This window comes from Spirosoma sp. 48-14 (assembly GCF_001898575.1).
Classification (GTDB): Bacteria; Bacteroidota; Bacteroidia; order Cytophagales; family Spirosomataceae; genus Spirosoma.
Window position 1 is genome coordinate 166,189 of record NZ_MKUD01000025.1, and the last position, 20,155, is coordinate 186,343.

The window sequence follows — 20,155 nt, forward strand, 5'->3', positions numbered from 1 at the left end:
CCTTTTGCGAAGATTCGCCAATAATAATAGTTTATTAACCAGTGCTCCAGCAGAGTGCTGACACCGCGCTTAACCAGGGCTAAGCCGTCGTTATAAAAGGCGAAAACACCTCTTAAGAAGCCCTGGATTATTCCAAAGCTTCTTAAGAGGTGTTTTCGCCTTTCTGTTGATGTTCAGCAGGGATAAGGGATAGTTGCTTAAGGTAGGCACCTTAGCCCTACTGTATTCCCCATTAGTTCACCACGTTTAATCGGTAAAAGAATGGCGAACTGTAAAAAGCTCCCCCGGTAATATTCGGGCTGGTATTTGACGCTGAAAATGATTTTCCATCGGTCAGTTTCATGGTTCCGTTTATTTCAAAACGGTCACCATTGGCGATATCTGCTGCGGTCAGTTTAGTGGCCGTGAGCGCTTCTGTCCCCGTAACGGAGATGGTGGCTCTCGGATAGCCCGTTGTAGCATCTTTGGTAAAGGCCGAAGCTGCTATTGACTTCAGGGCTACGGTTGTACCAGTGATCGTACCGTTTGCCGGTGTTGCATCGACAAATTTGATCGTCAGATCATAGGATGCAAACAAAGCCCCCTGATTGGCGGTGACGGCTTCGGCCACAAACTCCATTTTGGTACCACTCATATTGGCTTTGCTGACACTAAACGTCGAATTGGCAACTGGATAGGGCGTAACAGTACGCATATACCCACCGTTCTCAAAATCGCTGACTTCGAGGTGGGTGATCATGTCTGTTTTGCAGGATAGAGCCATTAAACTCCCTAGTGCAATAAGTAAATACGTTTTCATTTCAATATACTTTTGAGATGACTTATAGGGTTTCAACTAGCAATTGGCAACTTATTTCAACAGCCCATCCCGGTTGTTATCCCAGAAAACAGGCACTGTTAAACTCGCTTTTTGCTTAGCGTTTGCATTTCGTATGATATAGGTTGACGGGTAGTAATACGAACGGGGGAAAGCACCGGGGTTGGGATCAAGAGCAGGCTGCTGATTGGCCGGTTTACCTGTCCGACGATAGAGATTATAGCCTTCAATACCATTACCGTGCAGGGCCAGCCAGTATTCTGTACCAATAATATTCAGTTTAGCATCGGTGGTTGTTGCCGCGTCGTAATCGGCCAGTACTTTCGTTACGTATTTTGTCACCTCATTGGCCCATACAAAGTTCTGAGCAGCTTCGAACGTACTGATTTTACTGCTTTCGGTAGTACCCAGAGCCATAGCCCGGACATCGGCCATCGATTTTTCGATAGCTGATTTAAGGAGGTCTTTAGCCACTCCTGTTGTACCGAGCGTCAGGGCTGATTCGGCCAGCATAAAGTCGACAAATGAACGCATAATGATGGGCTGTATACCGGCTCCTCCGGCCCCTGCGCCCAGCGATACTGGTGTGCCGGCATCGTTGTCGTACAAACCACCCGCCGGATACACACCCCAGGCCGTTCTTAGCAACCCATCTGGTGGAATACCTTCGTTGTTCAGGTGGTCGCGCCCCCAATAGCCCACACTGGTTGGCAGGCAGAATACATCAGCATCTGTATAATGAGTTGGTTTCGTGTTTGTTATACAACGCAGTGCATTGACATCCGTCGGGTTCTTGATCGTCTGGCGATAAAAATAGTAGCGAATACGAGGGTCCTGAAACCCTTTTGCCGAGTACAGCGCCCCCATGTACGAATTGGACTGATAATCGCCCCCGCCCGTCGGTGAATATTGCCCTGCATAACGCGGATGGCGCGTATCTGGATTGGTCAGATTCGAGCCGAACTTAAACGTGAAGTTCTGCGCGGCTGTTGAAATAAGTTGATTACCAGCAATCAGGGTATTTATACCAGATGTGGAGCCGGTTGGGTCTGTCAGCCGACGATTGAGGTAAATTTTCAGCTTCAGCGAATTGGCAGCCCGTATCCAGTTGTCGGTGCTACCGCTGTAGATTAAATCGCCCGTAGCCCCCCCTTTTGAGGTCGCTTTAAAGTTGGCAATAGCTTTATCTAATTCAGCCAGTGCCGCATCATAGATGCTTTTCCCCGTATCAACTCCCGGATTAAAATTCGTAGCGTCGATGGCCTGTGTGTACGGAATATCCCCAAACGCATCGACCAGATTGATCAGCACAGAGGCTCTGAGTGTGCGGGCAATACCCGCATGCACGTACAGCTCACCGGCTTCGGCCAGCGGAAGCAGTGTTTTTACGTCGGTCATCAGCCCTGCGTAGGCTGTTTCCCAGGCCCCGCTGAAGTTATTGGGCGATACTGCGTTATCATAAATGGCAGCCCCCTGGTTGAGCATACGCGTCAGGCGCATACCCGGATCGCTCATTTGATTGAAATGATCCTTGTAAGTCAGTTCAATGGAATTGAGCAGGTAATTAATGTCCGTGTTGTTGGTCGTTACAGCGTTTGGATTATCGAGCAAATCCAGCTTACAGGAGCTAACAACGACCACACACAGCGTTAGAACAAGTGTGCTTATTTTGTTAATCATCGTATACGTATTGTTAATGGAAAGCACCATGCAGGGCGGTTAGGCACCTGGTATAGCACTGCCGAATGATTAGAATGTGATTTTCAGCGTTCCGCCCAATCGTCGGGCGCTCGGCCCTGTCAGGAATTCAAAACCAAGTCCATTGCCAACACCCAGCCCCAGGTTATCGGTATCGAAATTCAGGTTTTTGGGGAAATAGAGAGCCCGGTACCAGAGGTTATTTCCGAATAGCGATAGCGATGCCCCTTTGATGGAGAGTTTACTGAGGGCTTTCTTCGGCAGCTGCCAGGCCAGGGATACTTCCTGTAGTCGGATGGTTGACCCGTCGAAAATACGGCCCTCATCGCCAAAGAAGTAATAGTTGTTAAAATAGAAATCAGAAGCTGTCACCTGAACATCATTTACCGTTCCATCAGCATTTTTCACACCCGGAACAATAATTGTCTGTGCTCTGTCGGTACCTGCCAATTTACCATTATCGACACTGACCAGCCCTCTGCCAAGCAACGCACCTGCTGTAGACGAATACATCGCTCCGCCATGACGATACGAAAGCATCACACTCAATGTCAACGATTTATACTTAAACTCATTGATCAGACTCGATGTAAAGGCAGGGTTTGGATTTCCTAATTCAACGGGCGATGTGGTTGTGAGCAGATTCCCACTGGCATCAATCTGCAACTGTCCCTGATCGTTGCGTCGATACCCCGTTCCCTTGATAAGATTAAATGGTTTTCCTACTACGGCATAGTTACCCAGCCCACCACCGAAACCGGCGATCTGAACTTCCTGTAGTGTTCCGCCAAGATCCAGCACTTTCGGTACATTGCGCGAAAAGACCCCCGTAAGATCCCAGGCAAAATCCCCCCGTTTGATGGCAGTTCCCGAGAGGCTGATCTCGATACCTTCATTCCGGATTTTACCGATGTTGATCGTAGTAGCCGTATAGCCCGTCGACGCATCAAGGGGCGAATTGGTGATCAGATCACGCGTGTTCCGCTGATAGGCCGTTATGTCGAAAGAAACCCGGTTGCTTAACAGGCGGCCTTCAAGCCCAAACTCAATTTCAGTATGGAGCTCTGGCTTCAGGTTTGGATTACCCAGGGTATTATCCACCGAGTGCGTCTGCACCGTCGTTCCGGATGAATTAAGCCAGCCACGGGCGCTTTGGTTCAGTACATTTCGGGTACTATACGGGTAAGGGAAACCAGCCGATGTACCAATACCGGCTCTCAGTTTGAGGAAACTTAACAGTTTACTCCCCTGAAGACCAGAGAAGGCTGAAGTAGGCACGAATGAAATACTTCCCGACGGATAGAAAATCTGGCGATTGGGCACTTCTACAGTCGATGTCCAGTCATTACGAGCTGCCAGGTTTAGATACAGATAGTCGTTCACATCGGCAGTAATTTCGCCAAACACACCAATGCGGGTTTGCTCTACCTCACCATTCGACGCTACGTTATCGATGAAATTGCTGTGGCGGAATAAGTTCCGTGCCAGTTGGTTCTGGCTGCTGACAAAAGTACTGTTCGTCTTGTCGTTACGCATATTTCCACCCAAGCGGCCAGACACCGTAAAGTGATCGCCCATCGGACGGGTATACGATACAATCAGGCTATTATCCCAGATGGTATTCTTAATATCGTACGTATTGTAAAATCCATTTACAAAATCAACCCCGCCTTTGTTGAACTTATACTCCTGGTTTTCATTGTAGGTATCCAACCCAACTTTATAAAGAAGCACCAGATTTTTCGCAATGTCGTAGGTCAGATTGGTTGTCGTGAAAAAGCGGTTGACCACGTCCGTTGTTTTGTAGTTTTTCAAAATCCAGCGCGGATTTGGGATATCATTACCCGACCGGAAATAGACTGTCCCTCCGTCGACTGGATTCTCGAAAGGCCACCCCATCAAATCGACCTGGCGGGGTGTATAGAGCACGTTGGCCAGTACCGACGGAAAGCCGCTCAGCGTGTTATTCCCTGTTCCTGCATTGAGAGGAGGAGTAAATTGATCCGTATTGGCAAAGTTGAACGATGAATTGATGCTTAATTTTTTGTTCAACTGGGCCCGAATACCAGCCCCTATATTTAAACGAGTTAATCCGTTTTCCGGGATATAGCCCTGCTCTCGGTTATACCCAACCGACAGGTTGTACCCTACCCGTTCGTTGCCCCCCGACAAATTGAGTGATGTATTGGAAATAACCCCGGTCCGGAAAAAATCCTTCACATTGTCAGGATAAACCTGCATTTGGTATTGCCCCAGCGAAGCCACATAGGGGGCCATTGCTGCCCTCAACGTAGCGTTCGTCAGAAATGCATACGGATGTTGTGTAAGTGCCGTATTCGTATTCTGCGATGGATACGCCAGGGCTTCAGTAAGCGTTGGCCCAAAATTGCTGAAAAAGTAGCCCAGGTTTTGCTGGAATCCACCAACATAGTCATTCTGATAACTCGGCAGGTTGGCTTTGTTCGTAAAAACAGACTGAGTCAGTGTAATTTCCGTTGGGCGGGCTTTTTTGCTGCCGTTTTTTGTGGTCACCAGAATAACCCCGTTACGGCCCTGGTCGCCATACGTAACCGTAGCAGCCAGCCCCTTAAGTACACTGATGTTCTCGATGTTATTAGGATCGATGTCTAGAAAACGACTGGATGCAGACTGACCGCCCCCAGTAAATCCACCCCGCGAGTTGGTACTGGAATTGAACGGTACCCCATCAACGACAAACAGGGGTTGGGTAGAACCTGTAATCGACGAAAACCCCCGTATGTTGATGTTCGTACCTGTTCCCGATACCCCCGATGTAGCCGTAATATTTACCCCTGGAATTTTCCCTTGCAAAATACGGCCCACATCGGCTTGTGGGCGGTCTTCAATTGATCGGTTATCCAGCGTTGTGACGGCATACCCTAATGCTTTTTTCTCACGAACAATCCCCTGGGCCGTTACGACCACTTCCTGTAGACTTTTGGCATCGGCAACTAATTGTATATCAATCGTTGATCGATTGCCAATTTCAATCTCCTGTGCGGCTGTGCCCACAAAACTAAAAATCAGCACTTTACCTCCATCCGAAACACTGATAGAATAATTTCCATCGGCATCAGTGTTCACACCTCGTGAGGTACCTTTCAAAACGACTGACGCGCCGGGTATAGGAGCCCCATCTTCCGCTGCCGTCACTCTCCCTCTGATCTTCCTGTCCTGGGCCCAGGAAGAAATCAAAAGCGAGCATGTCAGAAGCATACTCATTAGTAATTTTCTCATCATGAAAGAGATTAAGTTAAGATTAAAATAAGTATTTTCTGCAAATATATACCTTAAAGCGTATTTCCATATAGACAAAAATTAACCTAATACAATATTATATTCTCTATTATTTAAATTTATCAAAATATAATTATCAAAATATCACCATAAGTATTTTCAATAAAACCAAAGTACTATTGAGTATTTTATGATTTTTAAGTATTTACTACAATAAATACTTAAAAAATTAACGTATTCGCCCTAGCTTTTGCCTTTAGCTGTATTAATCCTGATTTATGACGAGAATTCGACGATGTGTACGTGCGTTAGATTCGTTAGAAAAGATGACTGAAAAAGAAGGATATAAATCCTCCATGGCGGTGAATTCCGCTTGTAGGCTTATTTAGTCGTTAGGCTACTAGCTACCAGGAAGCTGGCGATTGAGTATAGCTTACCACTAGTGACTATTTACGAAAGGCATTAGAGTGTTTGAGTTCGTCAACTAACTGCGTTTTGCCCAGGTAGGGTGAGGACAGATTCTCAAATCTGCCCGAACGCAAACAGCTTAGCTTCTAAACCAGCGAATTGAACACCCTTGCACTTAATTTGTTTTGCTCAGCAGATGAATACTCGAATAACAGGCTCAATGAGAAGTCCTTGTGGGCAAGTAGCTATTTTGAAGGGCGAGTTCAACCATCGACGAGCAAGTCAACATAGGCTCTTAAGCTTCCAGTACGTCTAATACTATTTTGGCATGTTTGCCAAGACAGGCAGTATCGAGGGCTGTTGCTAACTGTTCAAAGGGTTCTTTCACCGAAATGATACAGCCGGGCCGCAAAAAACCATTTTCGATCAGGCGGATCGTTCGTCGGAAATCAATGGGATGCTGGTAGATGATGGCGGTAACAATCGTAATGCCCTGTCGGGTTATACTAAATTCGGTTAGGCTACTGGGCTTATCGGCTAAGCCAGCCACCACCACATAGGCTCCTCGTGGAGCAGCCTCAACGGCCATTGTAAACGCTGGAGCCGAACCAGCACATTCAAATACAGTATGCACATTTGCTTCTTTCCATTGGCTGGCAATGTGAGCAACAGACGAATCGACGGATATAGGAATTGCCCCTAGTGTGGCCGCCAACGCTACTTTTTCGGGAATCCGGTCATACGCCAACACAATATAGCCCATCCGTTGGGCCAGATGGGTTACCAATAACCCGATAGCTCCTAACCCCACAACAGCAACTGTATCGCCAGGCCGGGCAGGCGACGAGAAGAGTGTATGAAGGGCCACAGCGGTAGGCTCGATCACCACAGCATCATCGTCGGTGATTTGTTCAGGCAGTGACCAGGCAAACCGGGCCGGAACAACGGTATACTCAGCAAAACATCCCGTTTCCAGCACGCCAATGATCCGCTTATTCAGGCAGATATTTCCGCGACCCTGCCAGCAGAAGTCGCAGTGGCCACAGGGATAATTAGGCTCAATAACCACACGTTCACCAAGTCGTTGCGGGCTTACCCCCTCTCCCACTTTATCAATATAGCCAATGCCTTCATGCCCAATCACTAATGGGAAGGCTAAATCGGGCCGGTGACCCTGAAACAGCGACACATCAGATCCACAGATGCCCACTGCTTTCATTTTGATCCTGACTTCCCCAAAACCAGGCTCAGGAATTAGCCGTTGTTGGATGTCAATCGACCGGGGAGCCGTTAGCACACCTGCCAACATAGTGGTTTGTTTGTCAGTCATTCAGGAATGGTCGTTATACGGATTTAGACGGTCACCTCAACTGTTTCCGGTGACACGTCGATAGGACGGAGAATGGGCAGAACCAGATGGATCACGACCAAACCGATCAAATACGAACAACTGGCAAAGACAAACATAGGCTTGTAGCCGAACGATGCTACAATAAAACCCGTAGCCGCAGCCACACCCATGCTGATCATCCCCCCCATAAATCCGCCTATTCCGGTAGCCGTAGCGACTGAATTGCCCGGAAATAAGGTCGTCGATAAAGCATACACGTTGGTGGACCACCCCTGATGCGCAGCCGTTGCCAGCGCCAGTAACGCGACTACACCTGCAAAACTATGTACCGACGGAATCAGGTAAATGGGTGTAACAGACAGCGCGCAAAGAAGCATGGCCAGTTTGCGGGCTTTATTTTCAGACCAGCCGTTTTTCATCCAGTAGGTTGCCAGCCAGCCGAAGAATACACTCCCTATATCGGACACAACGTAGATGATCAGGAATGGAATCCCGAAGTTTTTCAGGTCCAGTTTTTGGTCAAGCTGGTTGTTGGTGAGCAGAAAATCGGGCAGCCAGGTCAGGTAGAAGAACCAGACTGGATCGGCGAAGATTTTACCAAAGCAAAACGCCCAGGTTTGTCGATGACCAAGCAGCATTCCCCACGAGTAGCGACTGTTCGATGATGCTTTCCGGTCAGGCTCCCGTTCATCGAGAATATACCGAAATTCTAGTTCGGAGAGCTTTGTCGTGTCTTCGGGTTTCGCATAACTCACCCACCAGATTCCCAACATCAGCACACCAAGCACAGCCGAAATCAGAAACGCTCCTCGCCAGCCAAACTGCTGCATCAGAAAAGGAACCAGTAAGGCCGTGGTAATCACCCCCATATTGGACCCCGCATTGAGGATGCCCGTAGCCGTTGACCGTTCGCGTTTGGGAAACCATTCAGCAATGGCTTTCATCGCCGATGGAAAGTTGGCCGCTTCACCCAGTCCTAACACCGCTCTCACGAAGGCAAACTGCCCTGCCGACGACACAAACCCGGACACGATACTGGCCAGACTCCAGACAGCCATTCCAATTGAAAAGCCTTTCTTGGTACCCACTCGGTCAATGAGCCAGCCAATCAGCAGAAAACCAATGGCATAAGTGGCTTTAAAGGCTGAATCGATCAGCCCCATCTGAATCCTGAACTGTTTCAAATGCGCATCGGTGAGTAGAGCTTCAGGTGCCAGCCCCAATAAGGTTTTCTTAAATCCTTCGTCCGTCATTACGAACGAAAGCACCTGACGATCAACATAATTGATGGTGGTAGCCAGGAAGAGCAGCGCAATAATCCGCCACCGATAATTGGTATGTAGCAAAAGAACTGGCTTGGTTTAGGGTAGTCAATCGTATGGGTAAGCTAGGATCCGGCTTTACTTACTTGCCGTATACAAGACACGCGCCATTTCCAAAGGGCGGTCAGTCGACATGATATCGGCTCCATGCTGGACGAATGTCTTATACACCTGATCGCCTTTGGCAGCTGCCTGTTTATCGAGATTGCCGAGTGTGCCTAGGATGGTAGCAATACCTTTCTGATGCAAAAACGAATATAGTTCCGCGTCGGGTTCTTTCACGCCCACGAAGGCAACCATCCGGTTATCGGGAACGCCTACTTCGCGGAGTCGATCGTACTCGGCCTGATTCCGAATCGTGACGGAGAGCATCAGGTTTGGATCGAGCTGGTGAAGTTTGGCCGCATCCTGCGCATTGTAGGTAATTACACAGGCATAGTCACTCGCACCCGTCTTGTGAATCATGTCGACCACTTTGGCAAACGACACGTTCCGTTTCACATCGAGCGTAAACCGAACTTTGTTTTTACCCCAGCGCAATACTTGTTCCAACGTTGGAATCTTGTAGGGTGTTACCGTCCCCATGTTATCCTCCAGACGGTACTGCGCCAGCTCGGCATAGGTTTTATCGATCAGCTTACCCGTCCCAGTGGTGGTCCGGTCGAGCGTGGCATCGTGCATCATTACCATCACACTGTCTTTTGTCAGATCAATATCGCATTCGATGATGGCCGGATGCGCTGGCGAGCCGATCTGCTGTGCTACATACGCAAACGATTCGATGCAGTTTTCGGGGTACCCTTTCAAATCGCCACCGCCCCTATGTACGGATATGAGCGGAGCACGATTCGGTTTATACTGAAAAAAGTCCTCCGCGCCACTTTTCGACAGATTGGTCGTAGCCTTAGGGGCACAGGCAGTTATACAAAACGCTAACCCCGCCAGAAAAAAATGTTTTGACTGCATTTTATTGAAAACGGCCGGTTTCCTTCAGGATACTACACGTTTCTCGAAGGAACCGATCGAATAAGATGTATTGTTGATAAAAACACAAATGTACGTTGAATCCAACCGGATTCAGCATCGGGAACGACAGATCATCCCGCACACATCGCAAGCTTATTCAGTTATGATTCCCTTTTCAATTCTGGATCTATCGCCCATTGTCGCCGGAAACACGGCTGCTCAGGCGTTACACAATACACTTAATCTGGCGCAACATGCCGAATCGCTGGGTTATCATCGGTACTGGCTGGCGGAGCACCATAACATGCCGGGCGTGGCCAGTGCGGCTACATCGGTCGTCATTGGCTATGTGGCAGGTGGCACCAAAACGATTCGCGTAGGGTCGGGTGGTATTATGCTGCCCAATCATTCGCCCCTGGTGATTGCCGAACAATTCGGTACGCTGGAATCGCTCTATCCGGGTCGGATCGACCTGGGTCTTGGCCGGGCTCCAGGATCTGATCAGGCCACCGCCCGCGCCTTACGACGGGATGCCACCGGCCCCGATACATTCCCACAGGATGTGGTTGAACTGATGCACTATTTTCAGCCCGACGACTCCAACCAGTTTGTGCAGGCTGTACCGGGCAATGGACTCAATGTACCGATCTGGATACTCGGTTCGAGCTTATTTGGTGCCCAACTGGCGGCTATGCTTGGGCTACCCTATGCATTTGCCTCGCATTTTGCCCCGAAAGATCTGATGCATGCTCTGCATATGTATCGTACTCATTTCACCCCATCGGCCCAACTGAATAAACCCTACGCGATGGTAGCCGCGAATGTGATTGTAGCCGATACCGACCGGGAAGCGGAGCGATTGTTCACTTCGGTTCAACAGCAGTTTTTGTACATACGCCGGGGAAAAGCCCGCCAAATGCAACCGCCCGTCGATGATCTGACGGCTCAATGGCCGGATTATGAACTGGCGGGTATCGAGTCGGTCTTTAAATATGCACTGGTTGGCTCTCCTAAAACGGTACAGCGTCAGTTACGTACCTTTCTGGAACAGACCCAGGCGGATGAATTCATCCTCTCCGCTCCTATTTTCGACCACGAAGCCCGGAAACATTCCCTTACCCTGACCGCACAGGTACGCGATGCACTGGCGACTCAGCAGACAAGTTATATGCCCATTTCGTAAGTTCGTGTATAGTTGCTTAAAGCCAAACGCCATTAGCCTAACGATTCATAACAAAAAAGGGCGGTCCACTGAACCGCCCTTTTTATATTATATCACCACGTTCACGATACGCTTGGGAACGACGACCACTTTCTTCGGGGACTTTCCATCCAGCCACTTCTGAACGATTTCGTCAGCCAGTACTTCCTTCTCGATCTCGGTTGGTGCGCGATCCAGCGAGAAGCTGATGGTGGTACGCACTTTCCCATTGATCTGAATCGGATATTCGAAGGCATCTTCTACCAGATAAGCCGAGTTAAATGTCGGGAATTTCGCTTTGGAAATGGTGCCGGGTTCGTTGCCCAGCGCAGCCCACAACTCTTCCGTAATGTGTGGCGCATAAGGCGACAGAATCAGCACCAAATCCTGCAGAATGGCCCGTTTGCGACAATTTAACGCTGTTAACTCATTCACGCAGACCATAAATGCACTGACCGATGTATTGAACGAATACAGTTCAATGTCCCCTTCGGCCTTCTGAATCGTCTTGTGCAAAATCTTCAGTTCGGCAGGTGTAGGCTGTTCATCGGTCACCAGCCAGGTGCTACTACCATCGGTGTTATCCTTATAAAACAACCGCCAGAACTTCCGAATGAACCGATATACACCATCAATGCCATTCGTATTCCAGGGTTTTGCCTGCTCCAGTGGCCCCAGGAACATTTCATACAGCCGAAGAACATCTGCACCGTATTTTTCAACAATCATGTCGGGGTTGACAACGTTGAATTTCGATTTCGACATTTTTTCAACTTCAGCGCCAACGATGTAACGACCATCGGGTTCAGTGATAAACTCAGCGTTCTCCGTTAAATCAGGGCGAGCCGCTTTGAAGGCATCCAGATCCAGGACATCGTTTTCAACAATATTTACATCAGCATGCAAGGGCGTTACTTCCTGTCCGTTGATTTGATTTAGCGAGACAAAAACGGGGGCAACACCCTCCTGCCCGGTACCTTTTATTCGGTACACAAAATTTGACCGGCCCTGAATCATGCCTTGGTTAATCAGCTTTTTGAACGGTTCCTCCTGCGGCACATAACCCCGGTCTTTCAGGAACTTGTTCCAGAAACGGCTGTATAGCAGGTGTCCTGTTGCATGTTCAGTACCGCCGATGTAGAGGTCCACATTCTGCCAGTAATTGATCGCTTCTTTGCTGGCAAAGGTTGTATCGTTATTCGGGTCCATGTAGCGATACCAGTACCACGACGAGCCAGCCCAGCCCGGCATGGTGCTCAATTCGTACTCATATTCCCCTTTATATTTCCACCCTTCAGCACGGCCCAGGGGTGGCTCGCCCGTTTCGGTCGGCAGGTATTTGTCGATAGCAGGCAATTCCAGCGGCAAATCACTCTCGTCAATCACATAGGGCAACGGTTGACCGTCGACACCATTTTTGAAATACACGGGCACAGGTTCGCCCCAATAGCGCTGACGGCTGAATACGGCATCCCGCATCCGATAATTGACCTTTCCACGACCCAATCCCCGCTCTTCCAGCCATGCAATCAAAGTGGCCGTTGCCTCCTTGTACGTCATGCCATTGATGATGCCTGAATTGATATAATGGCCTTCCTTCGTATTGTCGGCCTGTTTATCAATGTCTTTCTGTGCATCCAGAATGGGAATGATGGGTAATCCAAAATGGGTGGCAAAGTTCCAGTCACGCTGATCGCCCGACGGTACTGCCATCACAGCTCCCGTACCATATCCGGCCAGTACGTAATCGGCCAGATAGATAGGCACCTTCTCGCTATTGAACGGATTGATGCAATAGCTACCCGTAAATACGCCCGAAATAACCTTCGTCTCGGCCATACGATCCCGCTCAGAACGCATTTTGGCGGCATTGACATAAGCTTCCACAGCTTCATGCTGTTCGGGTGTTGTCAACTGATGTACCAGTTCATGTTCGGGAGCCAACACCATAAAGGTTACCCCATAAATGGTGTCCACGCGGGTGGTGAAGACTTCGATATAGTCGTTAGGAGTATTCGCTACTGGAAACTTCACGCTTGCGCCTACGCTTTTACCGATCCAGTTGCGTTGCTGTTCTTTCAACGATTCGGTCCAGTCTATGGTGTCCAGGCCGGTCAGCAAGCGATCAGCATAGGCCGTAATCCGCATCATCCACTGACGCATCAGTTTCTGCTCGACCGGATAGCCGCCCCGTTCCGAAACCCCATCTTTCACCTCGTCGTTGGCCAGCACGGTTCCTAATGCCGGGCACCAGTTCACAACGGCATCAGCCAGGTAGGTCAGGCGGTATTTCAGCGTAATTTTATAGGACTCCTCTGCCGACATCGCATTCCATTCGGCGGCTGTAAACGTTGGTGCCGGTCCGCCGTCGCGGTCGTCATCACAAACGGCATTGACGTCCGTAGTTCCGTTGGTGGCAAATTTTTCCAGCAGGGTTTCAATGGGTTCAGCGCGATCCGTATCGCGGTTGTACCACGACCGGAACAACTCCATAAAAATCCACTGCGTCCATTTGTAATAAGCTGGATCGGACGTGCGCACTTCACGGCTCCAGTCGAAGCTAAAGCCAATATTTTTTAATTGCTCGATATACCGAACGCGGTTTTGCTCGGTGGTGATGGCCGGATGCTGTCCGGTCTGAATGGCATACTGTTCGGCCGGAAGCCCAAACGAGTCGAAACCCATCGGATGCAGGACATTAAACCCTTTCAGTCGCTTATACCGGGCCACAATGTCCGACGCAATGTAGCCAAGCGGGTGACCAACGTGTAATCCGGCTCCTGATGGGTACGGAAACATGTCGAGCACATAGTATTTTGGCTTGTCGGTGTTGGCTTCGGGCTGGTAGGTCTGGTGTTCGTCCCAAAACCGTTGCCATTTTTGTTCGGTTTCGCGGTGATTGTAGTCGGCCATAATGGTAACGCGGCAGGAAGGCCGCTAACGATAGCAATGGATTCGTCGGCTTTTCAGCCGCATAACTTGATTTCTTGCAAAAATAGCCGTATTGTAGATAACAGAAGCCCTTAGATTAAATTATTCGGTTTATAGCTTATTCTATTCCTTCGCCTTCGCTGGCTTCGGGGTTCTTTCTAGTAGTTTCTGTAGATTGTTTTCCTATTGTTTTCCGCTTGTATAAATCGACAACGCTATCAACGGCCCCCAAATCGTAGGCCTCTAAATAACCGCGTGTCGTTCGCGGGTCAGAGTGTCCAAGCGTCATTTGTATAGTCAGCAAATCGACCCCATTACGCCGAAGCAAATCCGCGAAGCTATGCCGCATAATGTGCGGGGTTACTGTTTTATCTATACCTACCTGGCTGGCTAGTCGTTTCATTTGCAGACCTAGCCGGGTTGTTGCCCGCCTGATATAAACTATCTGTTCATCGGGCGTTAGCTTATCGAGCGTAGAAATTGTATAAGGGAATAGGAAATCTTTCGGTTTTTTGGGCGTACCGTCTGCATTATTTAAATACGGCTGTATAAGTTCAACGGCTTCGGGCGGTAGCAACACATTACGGACTTTATCAGATTTACCCATCGTGTATTTTATTCGGTGCTGGCCGTCTTCTACGCTGTAGTTTGACCGACGAAGCAGTACAAAATCGCCTATACGAATACCCTGCATATAGTACATAAGCAACGCACAAGGCCGGGCGTGTTCGCGGTCGGTTACGTGTCCGTATTTACCCTGCCTACCCGTTCGCGCCCCTTCGGTCATTAAATCAATTTCGGATTCTTTCAACCGGACAACCGTTTTACGTTTAAAGACGGTCGAAACGCCGTCAAAAGGGTACTTATCAAAGGGAAAGTACTTATCCTTCATGGCTTCAATAGCCACTTTCCGAAGACAGGCTAGTTTAAGCGTTATGGTATTATGGGCGTACCGTTCGGACAACCATGTACGATACTCCAATACAATTTCTTTCGTTAAGAGCCTTACAGGTAGTTTAAGCCGCTTTGTATCGGTCAAAAAGTCCTTTAGTCGGTCAAATGAAAACCCGTATTCTCTCCAAGTACGTATTTTCTGTAAATCACTACCGGCTAGTTTCCGGCGTTGGTCTAAATGGGCCTGAAAATAATCTATCAATAGATCGGGTTTGCCGCCTAATTTTAGAAAGCTAATAACCTGATCGACGGTAAAAGCCGCATCTTCGTCCTTTTCAAACTGTTCTACAGCCTTTTCCGCTTTCCGGTATTGCTCCCGTATGCGTTCATTGTAGGTCTTGTAATCGGGGTGCTTTGAATTTATCCAGTTACGAAGACTAAACGTGCCTTTCTCGTTAAAGGTCGATTTGGGTACGGATATATTTAAGGCCCAATAGCGGGGCGTTCGGTCTTTGGTTATGCGAATCCTAACAACGTGTTCTTTATTGGCGTTGGGGTCGGGTTTTAAGCAAACCTTTAGCGTTACGCGGCTCATACTTACAATTTTGCTTTATAATAGTCGTAAACGTGCCATGCCTTTCTAATCTCATCCATCGAAATACGCATTTCGGCCCCGCCGTTTAGACTTCGTAGCGTTAACGTGCCTTCGATGTAATCAATAGCGGCCAAAGACTTAATAGTTAGTTCGTCTCGAAAATCGACCATAATGTATTTTACATAGTTGGGAAAGTGGCCGTGTGGCAACTCATAGGCCAACATTTCGTAACCATGCTCCATTACAGGTTCCATCGAATCGCCGTTTACCTCTACAATTACGTGACGTTCGGGCGGTACACCTGGGTATATCTTGCCGCCCGGAACCCGGTTATATTGTAATTCGTCTTGGTTTTCGTTAAAATAAGCGTGATAACCCAACCCGGCCCGCGCTCTGATCGGAATACGCAACACGTTAAACATATCGGTATCATCTACCCGAATCGGCCGTAGTCGCTCATAGGTAGCGGCCGGTTCTTCGTTGACATACTGACGAATCCGGGCCGGGGCCGGGTAAGCAGGAACCCCGCCGAATACGTCGGCTTCGGTTGCGCTGAGTGCCTTTAGAATAGACGATTTATTCGACTTACTAAAGGCTTCGGTTTTAAAATAACCTTGTACGGTGTTTTTACTTTTGTTGAGCATACGGGCAAATTCTGAATATTCGATGTTCTTACTATCCAAGTAAGCCCGCAATAAACTGCCTTCGTGAAACTCCGCTTCTTCGCGTTCGGGTACTTTGCCTTCGGGGTAATATATCGGCTCCACACCCTGTTCTAACCAAACCAGCCGCGCCCCGGTTGCTTTCTCTATTTTGAGCAAATACCGCCGGTTAAACGCTTCATGCCCGGCTAATAGTCGGGACATCATAGACGGCTGTATGTCTGCATCATGGGCAAGGTTCGTCTGTTTGCCGTCTGCCTTTTCCGCAATCAACCGTCGAACGCGGCTTATTATCTTGGTTTGTTCCGTAGAAGTAAGCATAGTAAATGAAACAAGTCTATAAGGGGTTGTTTCTGAATGGTGCGCTATGGCTGTCATATGCTAGTCAGGTTGAGTAAATTATTTATTTAATTTTCTTTCAAATAAACCGTACCTTTTTGCATATTTGCCGAGCGAAGTACAAACGGTTGCTTTGCCGCGTGTACGGTAAATATGCTAAATAAATGTTAAGAAAATGGCAAGATTAAAAAACGAATTATCTGCTATTCAGACAGACGAGGCCGTTTTTAGCGGCATTAAGCAACAGATTCAACGGGTTACAATCGACCGTTTGACGACCTTCGGCAATGTTAGCCGAACAACCATTTTTAAATGGTCACAGCGCAAACCCATCAACCCCCGGCGCGAAAAGGAACTACTAAGGATGTTACAAAAAGCACAGGACGACCAACAAAGCGAACAAGATGAAGCCGTCGAAACCGCCCGTAAACTACTTGTAAAACAATAGATTATGCTTCAAGTACCATCAATCGAACAGTTCAACGATTTAGTTACGAGGATTGAACGAGTCGAAAAGGAAAACGACTTTTTAAAAGAGCTATTGACGGGCAAACGGTGGATAACCCGAAGTCAGGCTATGACGGCTTTAGGATGCAAAAAGGATAAACTATGGCAGTTGACAACATCAAATAAAATTGCTCACAGGTACGAAGGAGCAAAGCCATATTACGACCTTTTTTCTATTCGTAATTACTTAGCGGCCCAAAAAATTGACGGCTCAGAGGTTGATAAACGCATCATTTCAGCCTGTTACCCTGGCTAACCAAGCAATAGAATTACAGAATGTACGTTCATCAAATCACAATAGTACGGCAAACAAAAAATATAATTGATTATTTTTTTGCCTATTTACTTGCAAATTTACCGTACTAATACGTACTTAGCATTGTAATTCAACAACGATAGAAAAACATGGAAACGCTGACACTTACCGCCCCCCAAATTCTGACGATTGCCCATCTTGACGACGATCAAGACTTTAGCCCGTTAGATACCTTACTCGAAAAAGATCGGCCTTACGGTTGCCGGGCTATCGAATTTATAGACGACAATACGAGCCGGGGTTATCGGGCCTTAGAATACCGGGCCGAAGTTATTGCCCGTCACGAATTTGATAACGACGGCTGTAACCCAGTGTTTGAATGGTTTCCAATTGAGGTAATGATTGAAAAATCGTTTACCGTCTCTACCGTTGCAACTCTCCTAATCGGACAAATCAACGTCCTGCTAATCGGCAAAACTTCTTACTAATTCTTAACCGGCCCGGCCGATTGGTCGGGCCTTTCCCCCTCTCTTACTATGGTACTTTTAAACGCCTTCGTTGATGGTCTTATGTACGCCATAATTCTAGGTTGCGTACTAATGAACGTAAGTATTTACGTAGCTATCTTGGTTACTCCGCCCTCGTGGTTTCGCGGCCTTCGTCGCTGGTTTCGTAAACGCTGGTTGCTGTATGCCGATGATTTCGGCGGGCTTCTGGTAATCGCTTCGGCGTTTATTCTGCTATGGCTGGGCCTTGTAATCGTCGGGTAAGATGGAAGACTTTCACCCAACAGCCTTTATACAGGCCCACGAATTAATCGAACTGTTCGGGCCGTTTCTGCCCGATGCCTGGGCGGAAAATCCGGGGCAATACGCCGAAGATTTAACGCTATGGTTGGCCGAATTTGATTTAACCGTATCGGCCAAAAACCTAACCGGATTCGACTTAATTAAAGCCGCCCGCAATCGAGCAAAACGGCTCTATTACCGCGATTATCAACGCCAAACCGATACGGCTATAGACGAAATGTTTATACGGTTCTGGCTGGAAGTAGCCCTACTTAAAACCATTCGCGCTGACCCGTCAATATGCCGGGCCTGTAATGAATACTATTCGTTTCTGTCCACAATTACTACCCCTATCAATTATTCACTGAATTAAACCTCTACCCTTTCCCATGTATAACCCCAACAGCGAAAGCAACCGCGATACTACCGGCGTACTGTGTACCGGCCTACTCTGCGTCGTCGCAATCATAGCCGTTTTTGTACGGCTCTTTTGGTCAATCCTTTAAACCCTGTAAGTATGGAACAGGAATTAGAACCCGCCTATTACGCCGTCATTCCGGCAACTGTCCGGTATGATAAGCGAATCCCGCCAAACGCAAAATTACTCTATGGTGAAATAACAGCCTTATGCAATAAACGGGGCTATTGTTGGGCAAGTAATCAACATTTTGCCGCCCTCTACAGTGTGCATAAAGACACCATTAGCGCGTGGGTTAGTGCCTTAGAAAAGTGCGACTACATACGCACCCAAAAAGACGAAATGGCCCCAACCATTCGCCGGATTTATTTAACCGAAGCTACCCCGATAGCCGTAGGCAAAAAAGCCGAGGGTATAGGCAAAAAGACCGAGGGTATAGGCAAAAACGCCTATAGTAACCATAGGCAAAAAGACCGAGGGGTAACGGCGAAAACGCCTACAGGTATAGGCAAAAAGACCGAGGGGTATAGGCAAAAAGACCGACATAATAATAAAGAGAATAATACAGAGAGTAATAAAGGGAATAATACAAAAAACACTTCCGACGCTAACGCGCCGGTTTCTCAAAAAAATTCTTCTTTAAAAAACGGTCAAAAAAAAGCCCCCCAAGTTGCGCCAATCCCCCCCGCCGACACGCCTATAGTTACGCGAATCCGGCGCGTCATTCAGGCCCGCGATAGTGCATATACTTGGGATGGTAAAGAAGCAAAAGCCGCCGAACGAATAGCCGCAAAACTTCGGGTCGGCATCAATGCCAAGAAACGGGAAAACGACCCAACCGCGCCCGACTGTACCGACGACGAAATAGAAAACGCCTTTAACGTCCTGATCGACCGGACGGCCGAATTAAAGGACTACTATCAATTCACCGATTTGCCCAACCTCAACAAGAATTACAATGCAATCGTTACCCAACTCCGAAACGCCCGTAACAACGGAACTAGCAACAACCGAAACAGCTATAGTTCTAACGGCCGACAAGTGGCCCCGGCTCACAGATCAACAACGGAAAGAGTTAGCGAACTCTCTGCAATGTTCAACGAATTTGATAGCGTCTTTGGCGGTTAGTTTCGCGGGTGACTATAAAACCTCTATTTACCTGAGTAAATACACGGCTAATCTGACGCCCGAAAAAGCTATAAACGCGCCGGGTGTTCAATTGTCAGTTATTCGACGGCATAACGAATCAAGTTTTTATAAAACGATTTCTCTGCTACTTGATCGGGCCAAAATCCTGCTAAATGCAACCAATACGTTAACCCCTATTCAGATTTCAGATTGTGCCGCCCGGATTGCGAAACACTACTACTATTTGAAAATAGACGAAATTCTATTAGTCATTCAACGGGCCGTAGACGGCTATTATGGCAAAGATTACAACCGTATCGACGGCGGGGTAGTGATGGAGTGGATAAGACGCTACGACGTAGAAGAACGAACCCCGTTGGTTGTTGCGTCCTCTACTGAGCCGGTCGAAATTGAGAAGAAAGAGAAACTAACCGCCGAAGGGTTAGACGACTTCTACAAAAAGGCATCCACAACCAAAAACCCGATGCCGAAGCCCGAACCAAAGCGGGTTTCTGACGACCGCCAAAAGCAAGCCGAAGCCCGCGCCCGCTACCTAGCCGAAAAACGCGCCGGTATAGTCCAGGATTACAGCCAACCCCAAAACGCCGAATAATGT

At 48.1% G+C, this 20,155-nt stretch carries 17 protein-coding genes; 8 read left to right on the forward strand and 9 right to left on the reverse strand.

Annotated features, from left to right (window positions below):
- Nucleotides 1-232 precede the first annotated feature (232 nt).
- From BGO59_RS15505 to BGO59_RS15530, 6 genes are all read right to left on the reverse strand, one after another.
- Complete coding sequence (locus BGO59_RS15505; protein WP_293684534.1) at nt 233-799, reverse strand: hypothetical protein; 567 nt, start codon at nt 797-799, stop codon at nt 233-235.
- Nucleotides 800-850: 51 nt separating this feature from the next.
- On the reverse strand, nt 851-2,497 hold the full coding sequence (locus tag BGO59_RS15510) for a SusD/RagB family nutrient-binding outer membrane lipoprotein (RefSeq protein ID WP_293684535.1): 1,647 nt from the start codon (nt 2,495-2,497) through the stop codon (nt 851-853).
- A gap of 69 nt (nt 2,498-2,566) precedes the next feature.
- A complete protein-coding gene (locus BGO59_RS15515; RefSeq protein WP_293684536.1) occupies nt 2,567-5,776 on the reverse strand; it encodes a SusC/RagA family TonB-linked outer membrane protein in 3,210 nt (1,069 codons plus the stop codon).
- Nucleotides 5,777-6,476: 700 nt separating this feature from the next.
- Complete coding sequence (locus tag BGO59_RS15520) at nt 6,477-7,511, reverse strand: alcohol dehydrogenase catalytic domain-containing protein (RefSeq protein ID WP_293684537.1); 1,035 nt, start codon at nt 7,509-7,511, stop codon at nt 6,477-6,479.
- A 23-nt stretch (nt 7,512-7,534) separates the two neighbouring features.
- Nucleotides 7,535-8,878, reverse strand: a complete 1,344-nt coding sequence (locus BGO59_RS15525) for an MFS transporter (protein ID WP_293684538.1) — start codon at nt 8,876-8,878, stop codon at nt 7,535-7,537.
- Nucleotides 8,879-8,932: 54 nt separating this feature from the next.
- Nucleotides 8,933-9,820, reverse strand: coding sequence for a glycerophosphodiester phosphodiesterase family protein (locus BGO59_RS15530; RefSeq protein WP_293684539.1), 888 nt, complete (start codon nt 9,818-9,820; stop codon nt 8,933-8,935).
- A 163-nt stretch (nt 9,821-9,983) separates the two neighbouring features.
- Here BGO59_RS15530 and BGO59_RS15535 point away from each other — a divergent pair, with 163 nt between their 5' ends.
- Nucleotides 9,984-11,003, forward strand: a complete 1,020-nt coding sequence (locus BGO59_RS15535) for an LLM class flavin-dependent oxidoreductase (protein WP_293684566.1) — start codon at nt 9,984-9,986, stop codon at nt 11,001-11,003.
- Nucleotides 11,004-11,090: 87 nt separating this feature from the next.
- Here the strand turns inward: BGO59_RS15535 and leuS are convergent, their stop codons facing one another.
- From leuS to BGO59_RS15550, 3 genes are all read right to left on the reverse strand, one after another.
- Complete coding sequence (gene leuS, locus BGO59_RS15540; protein ID WP_293684540.1) at nt 11,091-13,934, reverse strand: leucine--tRNA ligase; 2,844 nt, start codon at nt 13,932-13,934, stop codon at nt 11,091-11,093.
- Between the two features lie 136 nt (nt 13,935-14,070).
- Nucleotides 14,071-15,441, reverse strand: coding sequence for a site-specific integrase (locus tag BGO59_RS15545; RefSeq protein ID WP_293684541.1), 1,371 nt, complete (start codon nt 15,439-15,441; stop codon nt 14,071-14,073).
- Between the two features lie 2 nt (nt 15,442-15,443).
- Nucleotides 15,444-16,424: a S24 family peptidase gene (locus BGO59_RS15550; protein ID WP_293684542.1), complete on the reverse strand. Its 981-nt coding sequence runs from the start codon at nt 16,422-16,424 to the stop codon at nt 15,444-15,446.
- A 193-nt stretch (nt 16,425-16,617) separates the two neighbouring features.
- Between BGO59_RS15550 and BGO59_RS15555 the strand changes: the two genes are divergently transcribed.
- The 7 genes from BGO59_RS15555 (at nt 16,618) to BGO59_RS15585 (ending at nt 20,152) form a co-directional block, all read left to right on the forward strand.
- Nucleotides 16,618-16,890 (forward strand): hypothetical protein, encoded by a 273-nt coding sequence (locus BGO59_RS15555; RefSeq protein WP_293684543.1) that lies wholly within the window; start codon nt 16,618-16,620, stop codon nt 16,888-16,890.
- A gap of 3 nt (nt 16,891-16,893) precedes the next feature.
- Entirely contained in the window at nt 16,894-17,205 is a 312-nt protein-coding gene (locus BGO59_RS15560; RefSeq protein ID WP_293684544.1) for a hypothetical protein, read from the forward strand.
- Nucleotides 17,206-17,354: 149 nt separating this feature from the next.
- Nucleotides 17,355-17,693, forward strand: coding sequence for a hypothetical protein (locus BGO59_RS15565; protein WP_293684545.1), 339 nt, complete (start codon nt 17,355-17,357; stop codon nt 17,691-17,693).
- 111 nt (nt 17,694-17,804) lie between these two features.
- Nucleotides 17,805-17,975: a hypothetical protein gene (locus BGO59_RS15570; protein WP_293684546.1), complete on the forward strand. Its 171-nt coding sequence runs from the start codon at nt 17,805-17,807 to the stop codon at nt 17,973-17,975.
- A gap of 1 nt (nt 17,976) precedes the next feature.
- Nucleotides 17,977-18,366: a hypothetical protein gene (locus BGO59_RS15575; RefSeq protein ID WP_293684547.1), complete on the forward strand. Its 390-nt coding sequence runs from the start codon at nt 17,977-17,979 to the stop codon at nt 18,364-18,366.
- A 144-nt stretch (nt 18,367-18,510) separates the two neighbouring features.
- Entirely contained in the window at nt 18,511-19,539 is a 1,029-nt protein-coding gene (locus BGO59_RS15580) for a helix-turn-helix domain-containing protein (RefSeq protein ID WP_293684548.1), read from the forward strand.
- Nucleotides 19,517-20,152 carry a hypothetical protein gene (locus tag BGO59_RS15585; protein WP_293684549.1) on the forward strand — a complete coding sequence of 212 codons (636 nt, stop codon included), beginning with the start codon at nt 19,517-19,519 and terminating at the stop codon, nt 20,150-20,152. The genes BGO59_RS15580 and BGO59_RS15585 overlap by 23 nt, the downstream gene beginning before the upstream one ends.
- The last annotated feature ends 3 nt before the right edge of the window (nt 20,153-20,155 follow it).